We start from the raw sequence: 16,498 nt of genomic DNA on the forward strand, positions 1-16,498 counted from the left end.
CTCTTGCCAACGAAGGACGCCGCAAGATGAACATCGCCACGCCTCAGAACCATGTCGTGCAGGCCCCCGCGCCAATCTCCATCGCGGTGCGGGGGACGCAAAGTCGCTTCCCCGTCCACCGCATCTACTGCGTCGGCCGCAACTATGCCGCCCACACGATCGAGATGGGGGGCGACCCGAACCGCGAGGCGCCCTTCTTCTTCCAGAAGAACCCCGACAACGTCGTCCTCGATGGCGCCGATTTCCCCTACCCGCCGCGCAGCAGCAATGTGCACCACGAGATCGAAATGGTCGTCGCCCTCGCCAAGGGCGGCAAGGACATCCCGGTCGAAAAGGCGCTCGATCACGTCTACGGCTATGCGGTCGGCCTCGACATGACCCGGCGCGACCTGCAGGACGAGTGCAAGAAGGCGAGCCGCCCCTGGGAGATCGGCAAGGCCTTCGAGCATTCCGCGCCGATGGGCGAGATCGTTCCGGCGAGCACGATCGGCCACCCCGAGAACGGGGCGATCTGGCTGAAGGTCAACGGCGAAATCCGCCAGCAGGGCGACCTCAACCACATGATCTGGAAGGTGCCGGAGATGATCTCCTACCTCTCCGGCCTGTTCGAGCTCGAGCCGGGCGACCTGATCATGTCCGGCACCCCTTCCGGTGTCGGCGCGATCGTGCGGGGCGACGTCATGGAAGGCTATGTCGAGGGCATCGGCACGTTGCACGCCAAGGTGGCGTGACCGCGACGGGCGCGGTCCGCCTTGCTGGCCGCGCCCCATCAAGAAGAGGCCGGGGGCCTGCGCCTGAGCGCACGCCCTCTGCTCAGCCCTCGAGCGCCACCGCTCGATACCAGTCGTAGATCTCGCCCGCCGTCGCGAACCAGACGCCGTCATGCCCGGCGAAATGGTCGAGCGCCTGTTCAAAGTAGCCGATCCGGTGCGGCACACCCATGATGTAGGGGTGGACGCTCAGCGACATGATGCGCGGCTGCGTCTCCCCCTCCGCATAGAGCCGGTCGAACTGGTCGCGCAGCCGCCGTAGCCAGAGATCGGACTCGTGGTGATGAGCGACCATCATCGGGAGATCGCCGGTTTCGAGTGAATAGGGCATGGCCACGATCGGCCCATGATCGGTCGCCATCTCGACCGGATGCTCATCCATGGCCCAGTCGCAGACATAGCCGAAACCCGCCTCGGCGAGCAGGTCGAGCGTCTCGGCGGTCTCGGCCATGCCGGGTCCGAGCCAACCCTGCGGCGCCTTGCCGGCGAAATCGCGCAGGATGCGCATCGAGCTCTGGATCGCCTCGCGCTGATCGGGCACCGCGTGCATCGCACCCTGCACGACGCCATGGCCCACGAACTCCCAGCCGGCATCGAGCATCGCCCGCGCCACCGGCTCGTAGCTCTCGCAGAGCTTCGCATTGATCGGTGCGGAGGCCCTCAGCCCGCGCCGTGACAGCGCTTCCAGCAGGCGCCAGAATCCAACCCTCAGGCCGTATTCGTGCCAGGCCCAGTTCTGCACGTCCGGCACCACCGGCACCGCCGCCGGCGACGGCACGTATTGCCGCACGATCGGCTTGCGGAAGTCCCAGTCCTCGACATTGACGACGGTGTAGACGGCGATCCGCGCGCCGCCCGGCAACGCGATCGGTCGCCGATGCGGCATCGCGGAATAGGAAAATCGGTCGGACGGAAGCTTCACGGCGCCTGCTCGGTTGACGGCATATGACATTTCTTATGATATTTCTCTTGCGACATCAATTAAAAGGGGAATGACATGCTGCGCACCGCGCTCACGGCGCTGAACTCGCTCATAATGACCATCGGCATCGGTCTGGTGCCGGTCTGTACCGAGGCCATGGCGCAGACCTGGCCACAACGCCCCGTAAGCATCGTTGTCCCGCTCGCCGCCGGCGGAACAGCCGACGGCGTCGCCCGGGTTCTCGCCGAGGGCCTGGCCGAGCGCTGGGGCGTCCGCGTCAACGTCGAGAACAAGAGCGGTGGCAATGCCATCATCGGCACCGACGCCGTCGCCAAGTCACCGGCCGACGGCTACACGCTCAGCATGGGGCTGATCACCTCGCAGGCGGCCAACCCCTTCCTCTTCGACAAGCTGCCCTACAACGTCGAGAAGGACTTCACCGGCATCGCGCTGCTCGCGACGAGCCCGATCTTCCTGGTGGTGCACCCGTCCGTTCCGGCCAAGAACCTGCAGGAATTCATCGCCTTTGCGAAGGCGAACCCGGACAAGCTCGCCTTCGCCTCGACCGGCTATGGTTCCTCCTTCCACCTTGCGACCGAGCAGCTGACCCAGCGCACCGGAATCAAGATGACCCATGTGCCCTATCGCGGCATGGGCGCGGCCGTGATCGACCTGCTCTCTGGCAACATCCAGGTCGCGATGGACGTCTCGACCATGGCGCAGGTGAAGGAAGGCAAGCTCAAGGCACTGGGGGTCGCAAGCGCAAAGCGCTATGAGGGCGAGCCCGATATTCCTTCCTTCGCGGAGCAGGGCCTGCCCGATCTTGATGCCGGCACCTGGCTCAGCCTGCACGGCCCGGCCGGCCTGCCGGCCGATATCCGCGACAAGATCAACGCCGACATCAACGCGGTGCTGTCCAAGCCCGAGATTCGCGCGCGCATGCTGACGATGCATTATGTCCCCGCCGGCGGCAGCGCCGCGGAGCTCGACAGCTTTCTCGGGAAGGAACGCGCCAAGATCGGCGAGATCATCCGGGTCGGCAACATCCGCGTGCAGCAATAGCGAACGCTTGGGAAAGCGGGAAGGCGGGCGCGATTTGCCCGTCTTTCGCTTCGACGATATTGAAGGATCGCTACTCCGGCGATTGCTCCAACTCCGTGCGGCATGACGAAATGACAGCCACGACCAGCGAAACAGCCCGGAAGCGGCGTCCCGCGCAAAAGGCCAAGGTCAAGGAAGAGACCCTGTCGCTTTCGGAGCAGGCCTATATCGCGATCAAGGACCGCATCATCACGCTGTTCTTCGCGCCGGGCCAGTATCTCAACGAGGCTTCGATCTGCGAGCAGCTCGGCCTGGGGCGCACGCCGGTCCACCAGGCGCTGCAGCGCCTGCAGGCGGAAGGACTCGTCGACATCGTTCCGCGCAAGGGCGTGATCATCCAGCCCGACTCCATGGGGCAGGTGCTGGAGATCCTCGACGCGCGCCTCGTCGTGGAACCGGAGATCGCGGCCCGCGCCGCCGAGAATCGCCGCCCCGAGGACGTCGCCGAAATCCGGGCCCTGCTCGATCACCATCGCGACGACCCACATGGCGGAGGCCGGATCGACTCCTTCGTCGAGTGTGACCGCGCCTTCCACAACAAGCTCAGCGACATGTCCCAGTCGCGCATCCTCGGCGAGTTCGCCAAGGCGCTGCACGAGCGTTCGACGCGCGCCTGGTACCTGCATCTCTGGCAGACGCTCGATACGGAAGCCTCCGACCGACAGCACCGTGCGGTGCTGGACGCGATCGAGGCGCATGATCCGCAAACCGCTGCGGCGGCGATGCGCGAACATCTCGCCGCGCTGCGCGACAAGGTCGCCCAGCTGCACCAGCACGCTCCCAAGCGCATGCCGACACCGCGTTCGCGCTGACGAGACTCCCGCGCCGGCTTCGGCGCTGGGGCCGCCGGCCCCTCCTCCCTTTCACTTCGTTCCTGGCCGCGACGCAGAAATTCCGCGTCGCGGCCTTTTGGCGCTTGCATTAGACATCACGTGAAATATCATGACGGACATCCTAAGCGTGAATGCTGAACAGAAGGGTCCATCATGCAGCTCCCCGCCGGCGCTCCCAGCCTCGAGGAAATCCTCATCCAATCGAACGACATGCCCTGGCGCCCGAAGTCGCTGAAGGGTGTTCACGAGAAGATGCTGTGGCGGGACGAGGCGACCGGCGCCTCCGTGGCCCTGATCCGCTTCGAAAAGGGCGCCGGCATCCCCAAGCCGCACTCCCATGCCTCGAACCAGATGATGTTCTGCCTGTCCGGGCACTTCGAATACACCAGCACCGGCGTCACGCTGAAGCCGGGCAGCTTCTACTGCAATCCCAAGGGCAACGTGCACGGACCGAGCGTCGCCATCGAGGAGACGGTCGTCGTCGAGATCTATGACGGCCCGCACTACCCGCAGATGCCGTCCTGGTACACCGACGAGCGGGACGCGCATTGATGGCGCGCGCTTCCCAGGACGCCGCCCATGGCTAATCCCGCCTCATACCCGGCCGCCGATTTGCGCATGCTTGCCCAGGCCTTGCTGGCGAAAGCCGGCACGCCTGCTCCCTATGCCGGACTGGTGGCCGAAGCGCTGCTCGATGCCGATATCGAAGGACTCGGCTCGCACGGCCTGATGCTCCTGCCCATGTATCTGGAGCGAATCGAAAAGGGTTCGGTCGACGCCGGCGCCAACGGCCGGATCGTGGTCGATGCGGGCGCGCGCGTCACGATCGATGCGGACAACGCGCTCGGCCATGTCACGGCCGAGAAGGCAGCATCCCTCGCGATCGAGCGGGCACGGGCACACGGCCTCGCCGCGGTGGCCATACGCAACGCCTTCCACTTCGGCGCCGCAGGCCGTTTCGCGCGCAAGATCGCGCTGGCCGGCCAGATCGGCATCGTCATGGCGAACACCCGCCCGCTGCTGCCGGCTCCCGGCGGCGCCGAGCGTGTCGTCGGCAACAATCCGCTCGCCATCGCCGTGCCCACGGGTGGCGAGCCGCTTGTGCTCGATCTCGCGATGAGCGCCGGCGCCATGGGCAAGATCCGGCTCGCCGACGCGCGCGGCGAGCCCATTCCCGAAGGCTGGGCCGCCACCGCCGACGGCGTGCCGACCACGAATGCGGCTGAGGCGATCAAGGGCATGCTGCTGCCGGCCGCCGCCGCCAAGGGCTTCGGTCTCGCGGTGATGGTCGATCTGCTCGCGGGCGGCCTCTCGGCCGGTGCCATCGGCGATGCGGTCCGACCGCTCTATGGCGACCTGTCGCAGCCCTATGCCAGCGCGAACCTGTTCCTCGCCATCGAGATCGAGGGCTTCCGCCCGCTCGGCGAGTTCGAGGCGTCCGCGACCGGCTTCGCGGACCGCATCCGCGCCTCGAAGACGGCTCCCGGCGCTGCCGCCGTGCGCATGCCGGGCGACCGCGCAGCCAAGGCCCACCGCGATTTCGACGGCTCCTGCCGCATCGCCCCAGCGACGCTGGAGGCACTGCGTGCCGCCGCGGCCCGGCTGGACGTCGCGTTCCCCTCCTCTCTTTCCTGATAACGGAGTTTTCCAATGGCCAAGCAGAAGATCACCAGCGCTAAGCTGCGTCAGCCCAACGGTCACTTCGCGCAAGCGACCATGATCGAGGCGCGCGGCCGGCTCGTCTTCATTTCCGGCATGACCTCGCGCCGGGCGGACGGCTCGATCGCCGGCATCGGCGACGTCTCCGAACAGACCCGCCAGGTCTGCGAAAACTTGAAGGCCGCGGTGGAAGAGGCCGGCGGCACGCTCGACGACATCTGCCGCGTCGATGTCTATGTCCGGAACATGGAGCATTTTGACGCCATCCATAAGGTCCGGCGCGAATACTTCACCGGCATCGCGCCGGCCTCGACCATGGTCGAAATCTGCAAGATGACATCGCCCGACTATCTGATCGAGATCAACGCGATCGCGGTCATCCAGGACTGAGCGGCGTCCAATGCGCTTCATCAACATCCGCCAGGGCGAGAGCGAACGCCTTGGCTTTGTGGAGGGGGGCGAGATCGTCCTCCTGCCGCGCGAAACCGGGGACCTCGTCGCCCTCATCGGCCTCGCGCCGGACATCCGCTCCGCTGTCCTGGATTCGGCCCGGGCCACGGGCGAGCGCCTGCCGCTGGCGGGAGCCGACATCGCCGCCCCGATCCGCCGCTTCCGCCGCGACGTGCTCTGCACGGGCTGGAACTACTGGACGCATTTCGAGGAGAGCAAGGGCAAACGCGAAGGCCAGGACGTCGACCGCCCCAATGCGCCGACCTTCTTCACCAAGGCGCCCGACGTCGTCATCGGCCCGAACGACGACATCGCCTTCGACGCCCGCATCTCGGCAAAGTGGGACTACGAGGCCGAAATCGCGATCGTCATCGGCAAGGGCGGCCGCAGCATCCCGAAGGCGCGCGCCCATGAGCACATCTTCGGCTTCTGCCTCGCCAACGACGTCTCGCAGCGCGATCTCCAGCGCCGCCACGGCGCGCAGTGGCTGAAGGGCAAGAGCATCGACGGCACGATGCCGCTTGGTCCCATGGTCGTGACGCCCGATGAGATCGACTTGCCGAAGGTCCGCCTGCAATGCCTGCTCAATGGCGAGGTGATGCAGGACGCCGTCGCCGCGCAGATGGCCTTCCCGATCGAGGAGCTGATCGCCGAGCTTTCCTTCGGCATGACGCTGCATCCCGGCGACGTGCTGCTCACGGGCACGCCGGCCGGCATCGGCAATGCGCGCGAGCCGCCGATCTTCCTGAAGGCCGGCGACGAGGTGATCGTCCGCGCCGAGGGATTGGGCGAGCTGCGCAACAAGCTCGTGGAGCGCGATCTCGCCGGCGATAGCGACGTCGTGATCTGAGGCCCTGCGCAACGCCTAAAGGAAAGGGCCGGCCCTTCGGGGACCGGCCCTTTTTCTTGGCAGCGTGCGCAGCGGGCTCAGCCCGGCAAGCGCCCGGGATTGTCGCAGAAGATGGCGCGGCGGCGCTCGGCCGAGAGGCCCGCCAGCTGCTCATGCGGCTTGAGCAAACCCATCGGGAAGGGCCAGTCCGAGCCGAAGACGACCCGCTCGGGTCCGAAGACGGACTCCGCCAGGCCGAGCAGCGCCGGATCATGCGCGATGCAGTCGACGCAGAAGCGCCGCAGCGCCTTGGCCGGCGCCTCGACCGTCGTGTCGAGGCCGGGCCTGGCGGTGGCGAAGCCCTGCTGCCAGCGACCGGCGACAGCGGCAACTGTCCCGCCGGCATGGGCCAGGCAGATCGTGATGCGCGGATGGCGTTCCAGGATTCCGGCGAAGACGAGGTGGCTCGCCGCGATGGCGGTCTCGCTGGGATTGCCGAGGAGATTGTGCAGATAGAAGGGATCGAGCCGCCCGTCGCAGCCTTCGCCCGGATGCAGGAAGACGAAGGCACCGGCCTCGTCCAGCACCTGCCAGAGCGGCGCATGCGACGGTTGCGACAGCACCAGCCCGGGTTCGCCGGTCGGCATGGCGAAGCGAGCACGCCCGCTCGCCACGCATTCCCGTACCACTGCAACGGCGAGTTCGGGATGCCCGACCGGCAGATGGAATAACGGCTCCAGACGCTCGGGATGGGACGCCGCGATCGCGACGAGCCCCTCGTTCAGCGCGCGCGTCCAGGCCTCCGCCTGCGCGGCGTCGAGGCCCGGCCGGTAGGTCGGAGGCGGCACCGAAATCCAGGCCCGCTCGACACCCTGTGCGTCCATCCAGGCGATCAGCGCCTCCGGATGGAACAGAGCCTTGATGCCGACGGCGTGGCCGTCGATGACGAGCTTCTCCGTTGCCGGATCCCAGGTCACGCCCTCGGCCTGCGAGATCCCCTCATGTCCGACAGGGATCAGATGGGCGTGGACATCCAGCGCGATCCGTTCGGTGCTCATGCCGCCACCTTGCCGAAGCGCGCGACATGCCCGGCGAAGCGGGACAGGAAGCCGTCGAGGAAACGCCTGGTCGCCGCGTCGGCGATGTCTCCGGCCGCATCGAACAGCCCCTCGCGCATCGACATGCAGACTTCCGGCTGCGGCAGGACATGCACGTCGAGATGCGAGAGGATGTTGCGCAGATGCTGCTGCGCCGGTGCGGTTCCGAGCGCGCCGCTGGCGAGGCCGGCGATCGCCGCCGGCTTGTCCTTCCAGGAATTGGCGCCATAGGGGCGCGAGCCCCAATCGATCGCGTTCTTGAGAGCGGACGAAACGGAGCGGTTGTATTCAGGGCCGACGATCAGCACGCCATCCGCCGCTTCGACCTCGGCCTTGAAGCGCAGCACCGGTGCGGGCAGCGCCGCGTCGAGATCGCGGTTGAAGAGCGGCAGGTCCGCGAGCGTGCTTTCCGCGATCTCGAAGCGGTCGCTACCGAGGCGCGCAAGCGCCTCCCCAAGACGGCGGTTGATCGAGTCCCGGCTCAGCGAGCCGACGAGAAGGGCGATGCGAGGCTTGGTCATGACGGACTCTTCGGCGGTTCTTCAGTGGCGGACTTCGCTGAACCAGGGTTTCAGCGCGACCTCGACGAGCGCGACGGCGGCATAGAGCGCCATGCCGAGCACCGCGAGCGCGAGCAGCGCTGCAAAGGCGAGCGGCGTATTCACCTGCGAGTTGGCGACCAGCAGCAAATTGCCGAGTCCTTCGTTCGAGCTGATGAACTCGCCGATCACGGCGCCGATGACGGCCAGCGTGATCGCGACCTTCGAGCCGGTGATCACGAAGGGCAGCGCGGCGGGGAAGCGAATCTTCCAGAAGGTCTGCCAGCCCGTGGCGCGGACCGAAGAGGCAAGGTCGAGCATCTCCGGCGGGGTGGAGCGCAGGCCGGTGGCGGTGTCGACCACGATCGGGAAGAAGGCGACAAGCCAGGCGATGGCAAGCTTGGATTCGATGCCCGTGCCGAGCCAGACCAGGATCAGCGGCGCCAGAGCCACCTTGGGCAGAGCCTGCGTCGCGATCAGCAGCGGATAGAACATCAGGTTCAGCGTCCGCGAGGACGAGATCGCGACTGCGATCGGAATGCCGAGGAAGAAGGCGAGGAGGAAGCCGTAGACGCTCTCGAGCAAGGTCACCCTCCCCTCCGAAAGCAGCAGCGGCAGGTTGTTGACCGTCGCGTTCCAGACCGTCAGCGGCCGCGGCAGCACCGCCTGGGGCACGTCGAAGAGCACGATGTAGCCCTGCCAGAGCACCAGCAGGAGCACGAGGCCGAGCGCGGGATAGGCGATCCGCGTGAAGGCGTCCGATGAGATTTTCATGATGCGGATCGTCAAGCGTGATGAAGGACGCCGAGGCCGGCGCCGGCGCGCCGCTCGTACTCGCTGAAAGTGCTGGTGTAGCGCTGGGCCGCCTCGCGCGGATAAGGCAAGTCGACCCTGATGCGGTCCGAGACCCGGCCGGGTCGCGCGCTGAACACCAGCACCTCGTCGGCGAGATAAATCGCCTCAGAGATCGAGTGCGTGACGAACATCACCGTCGTTCCGGTCAGACGGCGGATGTCGAGCAGCAGCTCGTGCATTTCCATGCGGGTCAACTCGTCGAGCGCGCCGAACGGCTCGTCCATCAGGATGAGCGAGGGCGAATGGATCAGCGCACGGCAGAGCGCGACACGCTGCTTCATGCCACCGGACAGTTCGTGCGGCCGGCTCTTCAGGAACTTGCCGAGGCCGACATGGTCCAGGAGCTCGGCGGCCCGCGCGCGTGCCTTGTCGTCGAGCCGCCCCTTGATCTCCATCGGGAACAGCACGTTGGAGATCACCGTGCGCCAGGGCAGCAGGTTGGGGCTCTGGAAGACGAAACCGAAATCGTCCTGCGGCTCGGTGACCTCGCGGCCGCGGATCACGATCTTGCCGCCACTCGGCTTGGTCAGCCCCGCAACCATGCGCAGCAGGGTGGTCTTGCCGCAGCCGCTCGGGCCGAGCAGCGCGACGAGCTCGCCCTTCTTCAGCTCATAATCGACCTCGGAGAGGGCAATCATCTCGCCCTCCCCCGTCCCGAAAACCTTCCGGACACCGATGAAGTGGCCGTAGACTTCGAGCGCGCCCGCTGGGGCGCGCTCCGCTTGTGTCAAAGTTGTGCTCACGGCAGGACAGGCGTCGCAGGCAGCAGGGTGGAGTCGTAGACGTCGCTCGCGGTGACCTTGGCGCCCGGCAGGGTCTGGAGGATGAGCGACACCGAGGAGGCCATGGCGGCGGGATCGATGGTGCCGAGGCCGGCCTTGTCCGTGACCTCGGTCTTAACGAGTTCGGTCACGATCTGGATCTCCTCAAGCACGACATCCTTCTCGAGCCCCTTGTTGAGCTTGACGACGATGTCGGCCGCCTCCTCGGGCTTCGCGATCGTGTCCTTCCAACCCTTGAGCGAGGCCGCGATGAACGCCTTGACCACCTCGGGCTTCGACTTGATCAGGTCCTCGCGGACGACGATGCCGTTCGAGTAGAGCACGAGCCCGTCATTGGCGAGCAGATAGGTTCGGGCATTCGAGGAACCGACCGCCTTGGCGACGCCCGGCCGGGCCATCACGAAGGTCTCGACCGACGGAATCTTCTTTGCCGCAAGCAAGCCGACGCGCGCGGAGGGGTCGACATTGGTGAACTTCGCCGGCGTAGTGATGCCTTTCTGCAGCATGAACGCTTCGATCACCTTCTGGGTGAAGCTGCCGGCACCGCTGCCGATCTCGAGCCCCCCGAGCTGCTCGGCGGAACGAACATTGGCGCCATCCCGCAGCGAGAAGATCGCGTAAGGCGCCTTCTGATAGGTCACGGAGACGAGCCTCGCCGTAGAGCCGCTGTTGGCGCGCGCCGCGACGACGCCGGCGACATCCGAGAACGCGACCTGGGCCGTGCCGGCCTCCAGAGCCTGGATCGCCTGTGCGGTCCCCTGCCCGGCGATGATGTTCACGTCCAGCCCGGCCTGCTTGTAGTAGCCCTTGTCGAGCGCCACGAACCAGGCTGCATGGCGGCCGAGTGCGCGGAAGTCGAGCGAGAAGGTGATCGGCGTCTGTGCCTCGGCGGGCGCGACGGCGAAGCTCGCGGCGGCAACTGCGCCCGCGAATATGGCGACTGCGGCTTTCGTGATCCTGTGCATCGGATTTCCCCTCACGGCGGGCATTGCGCCCTTGCCGTGAAGATGTCCGATCTTGTGATATTTCTCAAGAGATATCTTTTGCGATTTCAATCGATGACGACACCCGCTTTCGCGATGACCTCTCCCCACATTTGCCGATCATGCAGGATGCGCGCCGCGAGGTCCTTCGAACCGGCAGCAGCCACGGTAACGCCCGCGGCGGCAAGCTTGGCCGCGATTGGAGGCTGCGCCAGGACGCCGACAACCGCCTTCTCGAGCTGCGCCACCAGCTCCGGCGACGTTGTCCTTGGCGCGAGCACGGCGAACCAGGCGGAAGTGTCGAAACCGGGGATCGCCGCCTCCGCCACGGTGGGCACCTCGGGCAGCAGCGGCGTACGCGCGGCCGAGGTTACCGCCAGCGCCCTGAGCTGGCCGCCGCGGATCTGCTCCAGCACGGTCGGCAAGTTGTCGAACATGAGGTCGACCTGCCCCCCGACCAGGTCGGTGACGGCCTGGGCGCTGCCTTTGTAGGGAACGTGCAGCAGCGATAGGCCGGTCGCGAGACGAAACAGCTCGGCGTTCATCTGCCCGTTCGAGCCGATGCCCTGGGAGGCATAGGTCAGCCCGCCCGGCCGGGCCTTCGCAACAGCAACGAGCTCGGCCAGGCTGCGTGCGGGCAGCTTCGGATTGACGACCACGACATTCGGAACCAGCCCGGTGACGCTCACCGGAACAAGATCGCGTTCCACGTCATAGGCGAGCTTCTTGTAGAGCAGCGGGTTCAGCGTCAGTGCGCTGGACGCCACGGCAAGCAGCGTGTGGCCATCGGGAGCGGCGCGCGCCACGGCCGAGACGCCGATCGAGCCGTTGGCGCCGGGCCGATTCTCGATCAGGACGGGCTGCTTCCAAAGCTCATGCAGGCCTTCGCCGAGCACGCGGGCGATGATGTCGCTGGTGCCGCCCGCCGCATAGGGCGAAACGATGGTGACGGGCCGACCGGAAAGCCCCTGGGCCCGGGCAGCGCCGGCGATGAGCGGCGCGAGGAACGGAAGTCCGATCAGCCGCCTGCGGTCGATCATGCCACGGCGCCCGCAGCAGGCTCGGGCTCCTTCAACTCGACGAGAATGTTGCGGTACTGCCAGGAGCTGACATTTTCCAGTTCGTGCGCAGCGCCGGGCATCCGCCAGAGCGTGACGCCGGGCTTCTCATCCGTCCTCACTTCGCGCCCGTCATCGAAGCGCATGATGTTCTGCCCGTCGGTCAGCGGCACGATGAGGTAGGGCAGATCATGCACATGCCGCGACTGGATCTGGCCTGGCTCGAGTTCTACAAGCCAGACGCGGACCCGTTCGTTCTCGAAGACGACCCTGTTTCCAATCGTTCCGAGGCCGCTGGTCTTCATCGAGAAACTCCTTGTCCGCCATGCGCCCGTTCGATCCGGGCAGCATCGAGCGAACTATAAAATCTCTTGTGAAATATTTGCAATACGCCCACGCGAAAGCGGAGGCACGCCTTCCCTGCATGCCTCCGCGCGACCAAGAAACGGCCAGCGTGTCAGGCCAGCGCCCGCAGCACCAGATCGCCCATCTCTTCCGTCCCGACCGCGGCGCAGCCCGGGCTCGCGATGTCGCTCGTGCGGTGGCCGTCGGCGAGCGTCCGACGCACTGCCGCCTCGACCGCCGAGGCCGCGTCCTCTCGGCCGAATCCGAGCCGCAGCATCATTGCTACGGACAGAATCGCGGCCAGCGGATTGGCGATGTCCTTGCCGGCGATATCCGGCGCGCAGCCATGGACAGGCTCGAACAGACCCTTGCCCTGCGCGTTCAGCGAGGCCGAAGGCAGCATCCCGATCGAGCCGACCAGCATCGACGCCTCGTCGGAGAGGATATCGCCGAAGAGATTGGCGGTGACGATGACGTCGAAGGCCTTCGGCGTGCGCACCAGCGCCATCGCGGCTGCATCGATATAGAGATGGGTCAGCTCGACATCCGGGTACTCGGCGCCGATCTCGGTGACGATCTCGCGCCAGAGCTCCATCGTCTCGAGCACATTGGCCTTGTCGACCGAGCAGAGCTTGCGGCGTCGTGCCCGCGCGGCGCGGAAACCTGCATGGGCGATGCGACGGATCTCGGCCTCGGCGTAGCTCATCGTGTTGATGCCGCGCCGGGTGCCGTCGGGCAGGGTCTCGATGCCACGCGGCTCGCCGAAATAGATGTCGCTCGTCAGTTCGCGCAGGATGGTCAGGTCGACGCCTTCGACCACCTCCGGCTTGAAGGTCGTCGCATCGGCCAGTTCCGGCCAGGCGATCACGGGACGGAAATTGGCGAAGAGGTCGAGCTCGCGGCGCAGGCTCAGCAGCGCGTCGCCGGGCCTCAGACCGCGAGGCAGCGTCTCGTACTGGAAACCGCCTTCCGAGCCGAACAGGATCGCGTCGGCCTCGCGGGCGAGCGCGAGCGTCGCGGGCGGCAGCGGATGACCATGGGCCTCGTAGGCGCAGCCGCCGATCAGCGCCTCGCTCAACTCGAGATCAAAGCCGAAGCGCGCGGCGGCGGCGCGCAGAACCTTGACGCCTTGGCGCGTCACTTCGGGCCCGATGCCGTCACCCGGCAGGACTGCAATCTTCATGGAACTCTCCGATATGTCAGCAGAACGATGGTTGAGGCGCTGGCCTTCACTGCCCCGCCGCCTCGAAGGCGCTGACCCGATCGAGCAGCGTCAGCGTGTAGTCGATCTCGTCGAGGCCGGCGAGGAGGCAGGAACGACCGAAGGGATCGGCCGAAAAGACATGCGCGGTGCCGTCGGCCTCGATGACCTGCTCGCTCTCGAGATCGATCGTGAGGTGCAGCCCCGGCGACGCGGTGAGGCCGGCGCGCAGCCCGCGCACGATCTCCTCTGGCTGCGTGACCGGCAGCAGGCCGTTCTTCAGGCAGTTCGTCCGGAAGATGTCCCCGAAGCTGACGGCGATGATGCTGCGGATGCCGAAATCGACCAGCGTATGGACCGCCTGCTCGCGCGAGGAGCCGCAGCCGAAATTGCGATCCCCCACCAGGATCGCGGGCTGCCGGAAGCCGGGCCGGTTCAGCACGAAATCCGGGCGCGGCCGGCCCGTCGTGTCGAGGCGCTGGTCGTGGAAGCAGTACTGGCCGTACTCGACGCGCCGCTTGTGCATGAAGCGCGCCGGCAGGATCTGGTCGGTGTCGATATCGGCGCCCTCGATCGGGACGGCGACGCCGGAAAGGCGGGTGAAACGCTCCATGCTCAGGCCATCCCGAGCTGGCGGACATCGGTGAGGCGGCCGGCGACGGCCGCGGCCGCAGCCATCGCCGGGCTCATCAGATGCGTTCGCGAGCCCCTGCCCTGTCGGCCGACGAAATTGCGGTTGGTAGTGGAGGCACAGCGCTCGCCTTCGGCGAGCATGTCGCCGTTGATGGCGAGGCACATCGAGCAGCCGGCATGGCGCCAGTCGCAGCCCGCTGCCAGGAAGATCCGATCGAGACCCTCCGCCTCGGCTTGCGCCCTTACCGTCCCGGAGCCCGGCACCACGAGCGTCGGCACGGTCGCCCGGCGCCCTTCCAGCACCGCCGCGGCGAGGCGCAGGTCCTCGATGCGGCCATTGGTGCAGGAGCCGATGAAGACGCGGTCGACAGCCAGCCCTTCGAGCGCCGCGCCGGGCTGAAGCCCCATATAGGCCAGACCCTTCTCGATGCGGCTGCGCTTCAGCGGATCGGCGATGCCGCGCGGATCGGGCACACGGCCGGTGATCGGCCCGGCATCCTCCGGACTCGTGCCCCAGGACACCATCGGCGCGAGCGTGGCTGCATCGAGCCGCACCTCGCGGTCGAAGGCCGCATCCGCCTCGCTTGCCAGTGCTCGCCAGCGCACTACGGCCTCGTCCCATTCGGCCCCCTTCGGAGCGAAGGGGCGCCCTGCGAGATAGGCGAAGGTCACCTCGTCCGGCGCGACCATGCCGGCGCGCGCACCGGCCTCGATCGACATGTTGCAGAGGGTCATGCGGCCCTCCATCGAGAGCTCGCGGATGGTCTCGCCAGCATATTCGATGACATGCCCGACGGCGCCGGCGACACCGATCTGGGCGATGATCCCCATGATGACGTCCTTGGCGACGACGCTCGGGCCCGGGATGCCGGAGACGGTCACGCGCATCGTGCGCGGCCTGCGCTGCCAGAGCGTCTGCGTCGCGAACACATGGCTGACCTCGGCCGCGCCGATGCCAAAGCCGAGCGCCCCGAGCGCGCCGTGGGTCGAGGTGTGGCTGTCGCCACAGACGATGGTCATGCCGGGCTGGCTCAGCCCCTGCTCGGGTCCGACGACATGGACGATGCCCTGCCGGATGTCGTCGAGCGGGAAGAGCGAGATCCCGTTCTCGGCCGTGAAGCGGACCAGCTCCTCGATCAGCTCGCGCCGCTCGGCATCGACAGTGTCGGCGAGGCTGCGGCCGCGGGTCGAGACATAGTGGTCCGGCATAGCGAAGGTCAGCTCGGGCCTGCGGACCTTCAGCCCCTTGCGCCGGAGCGTCTCGAAGGCTTCCAGCGGCAGGTCGTCGCCGACATAGTGACGGTCGACATAGAGCAGCGTCTGCCCATCCGGCCGCTCATGGACCTTGTGGCGGTCCCAGATTTTTTCGAACATCGTGCCGGACACGACACCCGCTCCCATCAGGCGAAGCCCGAAACGGCTCCGTCATCGGGATAGGAAGGCGCAGCGGCCGGGAGAAGTCGTGGTTCACCAAGGCTGCGGCGTGGCTCACGACGCCTGCGCCGCCTCGAGCAGATGGCGCAGCAAAAGGCGCGTCGCGACGGGCAGCTCGGCCTCGCCGCGCACGCAGATCTTGTGTTCGCGCACGGCCCAGTCCTCTTCGAGAGGCACCGTCACGATGTCCATCACCGGGCTGAGCTTGGCGGCAAGCTGGTTTGGAATGATGCCGAGCCCGAGCCCCGCCTCGACCATGCGGCAGACCGCGTCGAACCCTCCCACCCGCACGCGCGAACGCGGGATGTTGCCGAGCTCGCCCGCATTCTTGAGCAGAAGCGTCTGGATGGAGCTGCGCGGCTCCTGCTCAATCAGATCGTAGCCCAGCAGCTCCGCGAAGCCGACCCCGTCGCGGCCGGCGAGCTCATGCCCGGCCGGCACGACCACGACGAGGCGGTCCTTGAAGCAGGAATGCACGGACAATTCGCCCGTCGGCAGATCGCCGGAGAAAATGCCGATATCGGCACTGTTGTCCATCACCGCCTGGATATTGACCGGGCTCAGGTTGGACTGCAGCTCGACGCGCACCTGCGGATAGCGCTCGGCGAATCCGGCGAGCTGCTCGGGAATGAAGCCGAACAGCGTGGACTCGTTGGCCCAGATGCGAACCTGGCCGCGTGTACCCGCCGAGAAGTCGACGAGCTCAGCCTCTAGCTCGGCCAGATTGCGCATGATGAGGCGCGCGTGCTGGAACAGGGCCTGCCCGGCGGCCGTCGGTTCGACGCCCTGGCGCTGCCGGTGCAGCAGCTCCGTGCGCAGGGCAAGCTCCAAGTCACCGATGCGCTTGCTGACGGCGGAGGCCGCGATGTTCTCGCGCTCGGCAGCGCGCGCGATGCTGCGCTCCTCGACGATCGCGACGAAGAGCCTCAGTGTCAGAAGGTCGATGCGGGAGCTGACATTGATCCGGATCGGCTCGGGAGCTCCCGAATACTGCCGCATGGCGGGCC

At 66.9% G+C, this 16,498-nt stretch carries 19 protein-coding genes; 7 read left to right on the forward strand and 12 right to left on the reverse strand.

The genetic code is table 11. The features are described 5' to 3' along the window. The first annotated feature begins 26 nt into the window (after positions 1–26). A complete protein-coding gene (locus VGN82_RS15950) occupies positions 27–731 on the forward strand; it encodes a fumarylacetoacetate hydrolase family protein (protein WP_327528026.1) in 705 nt (234 codons plus the stop codon). An 82-nt stretch (positions 732–813) separates the two neighbouring features. Here VGN82_RS15950 and VGN82_RS15955 read toward each other — a convergent pair whose 3' ends face one another. Further along, the gene (locus VGN82_RS15955; RefSeq protein WP_327528027.1) at positions 814–1,692 is read right to left on the reverse strand and encodes a polysaccharide deacetylase family protein; all 879 of its coding nucleotides are present in this window, start codon (positions 1,690–1,692) and stop codon (positions 814–816) included. Positions 1,693–1,767: 75 nt separating this feature from the next. Here VGN82_RS15955 and VGN82_RS15960 point away from each other — a divergent pair, with 75 nt between their 5' ends. The 6 genes from VGN82_RS15960 (at position 1,768) to VGN82_RS15985 (ending at position 6,585) form a co-directional block, all read left to right on the forward strand. Beyond that, the gene (locus tag VGN82_RS15960; protein ID WP_327528028.1) at positions 1,768–2,754 is read left to right on the forward strand and encodes a Bug family tripartite tricarboxylate transporter substrate binding protein; all 987 of its coding nucleotides are present in this window, start codon (positions 1,768–1,770) and stop codon (positions 2,752–2,754) included. 110 nt (positions 2,755–2,864) lie between these two features. Next, positions 2,865–3,605, forward strand: coding sequence for a GntR family transcriptional regulator (locus tag VGN82_RS15965; RefSeq protein WP_327528029.1), 741 nt, complete (start codon positions 2,865–2,867; stop codon positions 3,603–3,605). 174 nt (positions 3,606–3,779) lie between these two features. Beyond that, positions 3,780–4,178: a cupin domain-containing protein gene (locus VGN82_RS15970; protein ID WP_327528030.1), complete on the forward strand. Its 399-nt coding sequence runs from the start codon at positions 3,780–3,782 to the stop codon at positions 4,176–4,178. Positions 4,179–4,205: 27 nt separating this feature from the next. Then, entirely contained in the window at positions 4,206–5,261 is a 1,056-nt protein-coding gene (locus VGN82_RS15975) for an Ldh family oxidoreductase (RefSeq protein WP_327528031.1), read from the forward strand. Positions 5,262–5,276: 15 nt separating this feature from the next. Then, on the forward strand, positions 5,277–5,675 hold the full coding sequence (locus VGN82_RS15980; RefSeq protein WP_327528032.1) for a RidA family protein: 399 nt from the start codon (positions 5,277–5,279) through the stop codon (positions 5,673–5,675). A 10-nt stretch (positions 5,676–5,685) separates the two neighbouring features. Further along, positions 5,686–6,585 (forward strand): fumarylacetoacetate hydrolase family protein, encoded by a 900-nt coding sequence (locus VGN82_RS15985; RefSeq protein WP_327528033.1) that lies wholly within the window; start codon positions 5,686–5,688, stop codon positions 6,583–6,585. Positions 6,586–6,662: 77 nt separating this feature from the next. Here VGN82_RS15985 and VGN82_RS15990 read toward each other — a convergent pair whose 3' ends face one another. The 11 genes from VGN82_RS15990 to VGN82_RS16040 all read right to left on the reverse strand — a co-directional run bounded on the left by VGN82_RS15990 (position 6,663) and on the right by VGN82_RS16040 (position 16,490). Then, positions 6,663–7,622 (reverse strand): amidohydrolase family protein, encoded by a 960-nt coding sequence (locus VGN82_RS15990; protein WP_327528034.1) that lies wholly within the window; start codon positions 7,620–7,622, stop codon positions 6,663–6,665. After that, on the reverse strand, positions 7,619–8,182 hold the full coding sequence (locus VGN82_RS15995) for an NADPH-dependent FMN reductase (protein ID WP_327528035.1): 564 nt from the start codon (positions 8,180–8,182) through the stop codon (positions 7,619–7,621). The genes VGN82_RS15990 and VGN82_RS15995 overlap by 4 nt, the downstream gene beginning before the upstream one ends. Positions 8,183–8,203: 21 nt before the next feature. Beyond that, positions 8,204–8,974, reverse strand: a complete 771-nt coding sequence (locus VGN82_RS16000) for an ABC transporter permease (protein ID WP_327528036.1) — start codon at positions 8,972–8,974, stop codon at positions 8,204–8,206. Between the two features lie 11 nt (positions 8,975–8,985). Then, positions 8,986–9,693: an ABC transporter ATP-binding protein gene (locus VGN82_RS16005; protein WP_327528037.1), complete on the reverse strand. Its 708-nt coding sequence runs from the start codon at positions 9,691–9,693 to the stop codon at positions 8,986–8,988. A gap of 101 nt (positions 9,694–9,794) precedes the next feature. Next, positions 9,795–10,802 (reverse strand): ABC transporter substrate-binding protein, encoded by a 1,008-nt coding sequence (locus VGN82_RS16010; RefSeq protein WP_327528038.1) that lies wholly within the window; start codon positions 10,800–10,802, stop codon positions 9,795–9,797. Between the two features lie 86 nt (positions 10,803–10,888). After that, the gene (locus tag VGN82_RS16015; RefSeq protein ID WP_327528039.1) at positions 10,889–11,860 is read right to left on the reverse strand and encodes a Bug family tripartite tricarboxylate transporter substrate binding protein; all 972 of its coding nucleotides are present in this window, start codon (positions 11,858–11,860) and stop codon (positions 10,889–10,891) included. Beyond that, positions 11,857–12,183 (reverse strand): cupin domain-containing protein, encoded by a 327-nt coding sequence (locus VGN82_RS16020; protein ID WP_327528040.1) that lies wholly within the window; start codon positions 12,181–12,183, stop codon positions 11,857–11,859. The genes VGN82_RS16015 and VGN82_RS16020 overlap by 4 nt, the downstream gene beginning before the upstream one ends. A 152-nt stretch (positions 12,184–12,335) precedes the next feature. Further along, positions 12,336–13,406, reverse strand: a complete 1,071-nt coding sequence (leuB, locus tag VGN82_RS16025) for a 3-isopropylmalate dehydrogenase (protein WP_327528041.1) — start codon at positions 13,404–13,406, stop codon at positions 12,336–12,338. 46 nt (positions 13,407–13,452) lie between these two features. Further along, positions 13,453–14,037 (reverse strand): 3-isopropylmalate dehydratase small subunit, encoded by a 585-nt coding sequence (gene leuD, locus VGN82_RS16030; protein ID WP_327528042.1) that lies wholly within the window; start codon positions 14,035–14,037, stop codon positions 13,453–13,455. A gap of 2 nt (positions 14,038–14,039) precedes the next feature. Beyond that, positions 14,040–15,458 carry a 3-isopropylmalate dehydratase large subunit gene (leuC, locus tag VGN82_RS16035; RefSeq protein WP_414644305.1) on the reverse strand — a complete coding sequence of 473 codons (1,419 nt, stop codon included), beginning with the start codon at positions 15,456–15,458 and terminating at the stop codon, positions 14,040–14,042. Between the two features lie 87 nt (positions 15,459–15,545). Further along, positions 15,546–16,490: a LysR family transcriptional regulator gene (locus tag VGN82_RS16040; protein WP_327528043.1), complete on the reverse strand. Its 945-nt coding sequence runs from the start codon at positions 16,488–16,490 to the stop codon at positions 15,546–15,548. Between the last annotated feature and the right edge of the window lie 8 nt (positions 16,491–16,498).

Source organism: Allobosea sp., assembly GCF_035999205.1.
Classification (GTDB): domain Bacteria; phylum Pseudomonadota; class Alphaproteobacteria; order Rhizobiales; family Beijerinckiaceae; genus Allobosea.

What these genes read in the sequence shown, in the direction of transcription:
- VGN82_RS15950 (WP_327528026.1), top strand. Translation starts at nt 27, where the DNA reads ATGAACATCGCCACGCCTCAGAACCATGTCGTGCAGGCCCCCGCGCCA.
- VGN82_RS15960 (WP_327528028.1), top strand. Translation starts at nt 1,768, where the DNA reads ATGCTGCGCACCGCGCTCACGGCGCTGAACTCGCTCATAATGACCATC.
- VGN82_RS15965 (WP_327528029.1), top strand. Translation starts at nt 2,865, where the DNA reads ATGACAGCCACGACCAGCGAAACAGCCCGGAAGCGGCGTCCCGCGCAA.
- VGN82_RS15970 (WP_327528030.1), top strand. Translation starts at nt 3,780, where the DNA reads ATGCAGCTCCCCGCCGGCGCTCCCAGCCTCGAGGAAATCCTCATCCAA.
- VGN82_RS15975 (WP_327528031.1), top strand. Translation starts at nt 4,206, where the DNA reads ATGGCTAATCCCGCCTCATACCCGGCCGCCGATTTGCGCATGCTTGCC.
- VGN82_RS15980 (WP_327528032.1), top strand. Translation starts at nt 5,277, where the DNA reads ATGGCCAAGCAGAAGATCACCAGCGCTAAGCTGCGTCAGCCCAACGGT.
- VGN82_RS15985 (WP_327528033.1), top strand. Translation starts at nt 5,686, where the DNA reads ATGCGCTTCATCAACATCCGCCAGGGCGAGAGCGAACGCCTTGGCTTT.
- VGN82_RS15990 (WP_327528034.1), bottom strand. Translation starts at nt 7,622, where the DNA reads ATGAGCACCGAACGGATCGCGCTGGATGTCCACGCCCATCTGATCCCT.
- VGN82_RS15995 (WP_327528035.1), bottom strand. Translation starts at nt 8,182, where the DNA reads ATGACCAAGCCTCGCATCGCCCTTCTCGTCGGCTCGCTGAGCCGGGAC.
- VGN82_RS16000 (WP_327528036.1), bottom strand. Translation starts at nt 8,974, where the DNA reads ATGAAAATCTCATCGGACGCCTTCACGCGGATCGCCTATCCCGCGCTC.
- VGN82_RS16005 (WP_327528037.1), bottom strand. Translation starts at nt 9,693, where the DNA reads ATGATTGCCCTCTCCGAGGTCGATTATGAGCTGAAGAAGGGCGAGCTC.
- VGN82_RS16010 (WP_327528038.1), bottom strand. Translation starts at nt 10,802, where the DNA reads ATGCACAGGATCACGAAAGCCGCAGTCGCCATATTCGCGGGCGCAGTT.
- VGN82_RS16015 (WP_327528039.1), bottom strand. Translation starts at nt 11,860, where the DNA reads ATGATCGACCGCAGGCGGCTGATCGGACTTCCGTTCCTCGCGCCGCTC.
- VGN82_RS16020 (WP_327528040.1), bottom strand. Translation starts at nt 12,183, where the DNA reads ATGAAGACCAGCGGCCTCGGAACGATTGGAAACAGGGTCGTCTTCGAG.
- leuB (WP_327528041.1), bottom strand. Translation starts at nt 13,406, where the DNA reads ATGAAGATTGCAGTCCTGCCGGGTGACGGCATCGGGCCCGAAGTGACG.
- leuD (WP_327528042.1), bottom strand. Translation starts at nt 14,037, where the DNA reads ATGGAGCGTTTCACCCGCCTTTCCGGCGTCGCCGTCCCGATCGAGGGC.
- leuC (WP_414644305.1), bottom strand. Translation starts at nt 15,458, where the DNA reads ATGGGAGCGGGTGTCGTGTCCGGCACGATGTTCGAAAAAATCTGGGAC.
- VGN82_RS16040 (WP_327528043.1), bottom strand. Translation starts at nt 16,490, where the DNA reads ATGCGGCAGTATTCGGGAGCTCCCGAGCCGATCCGGATCAATGTCAGC.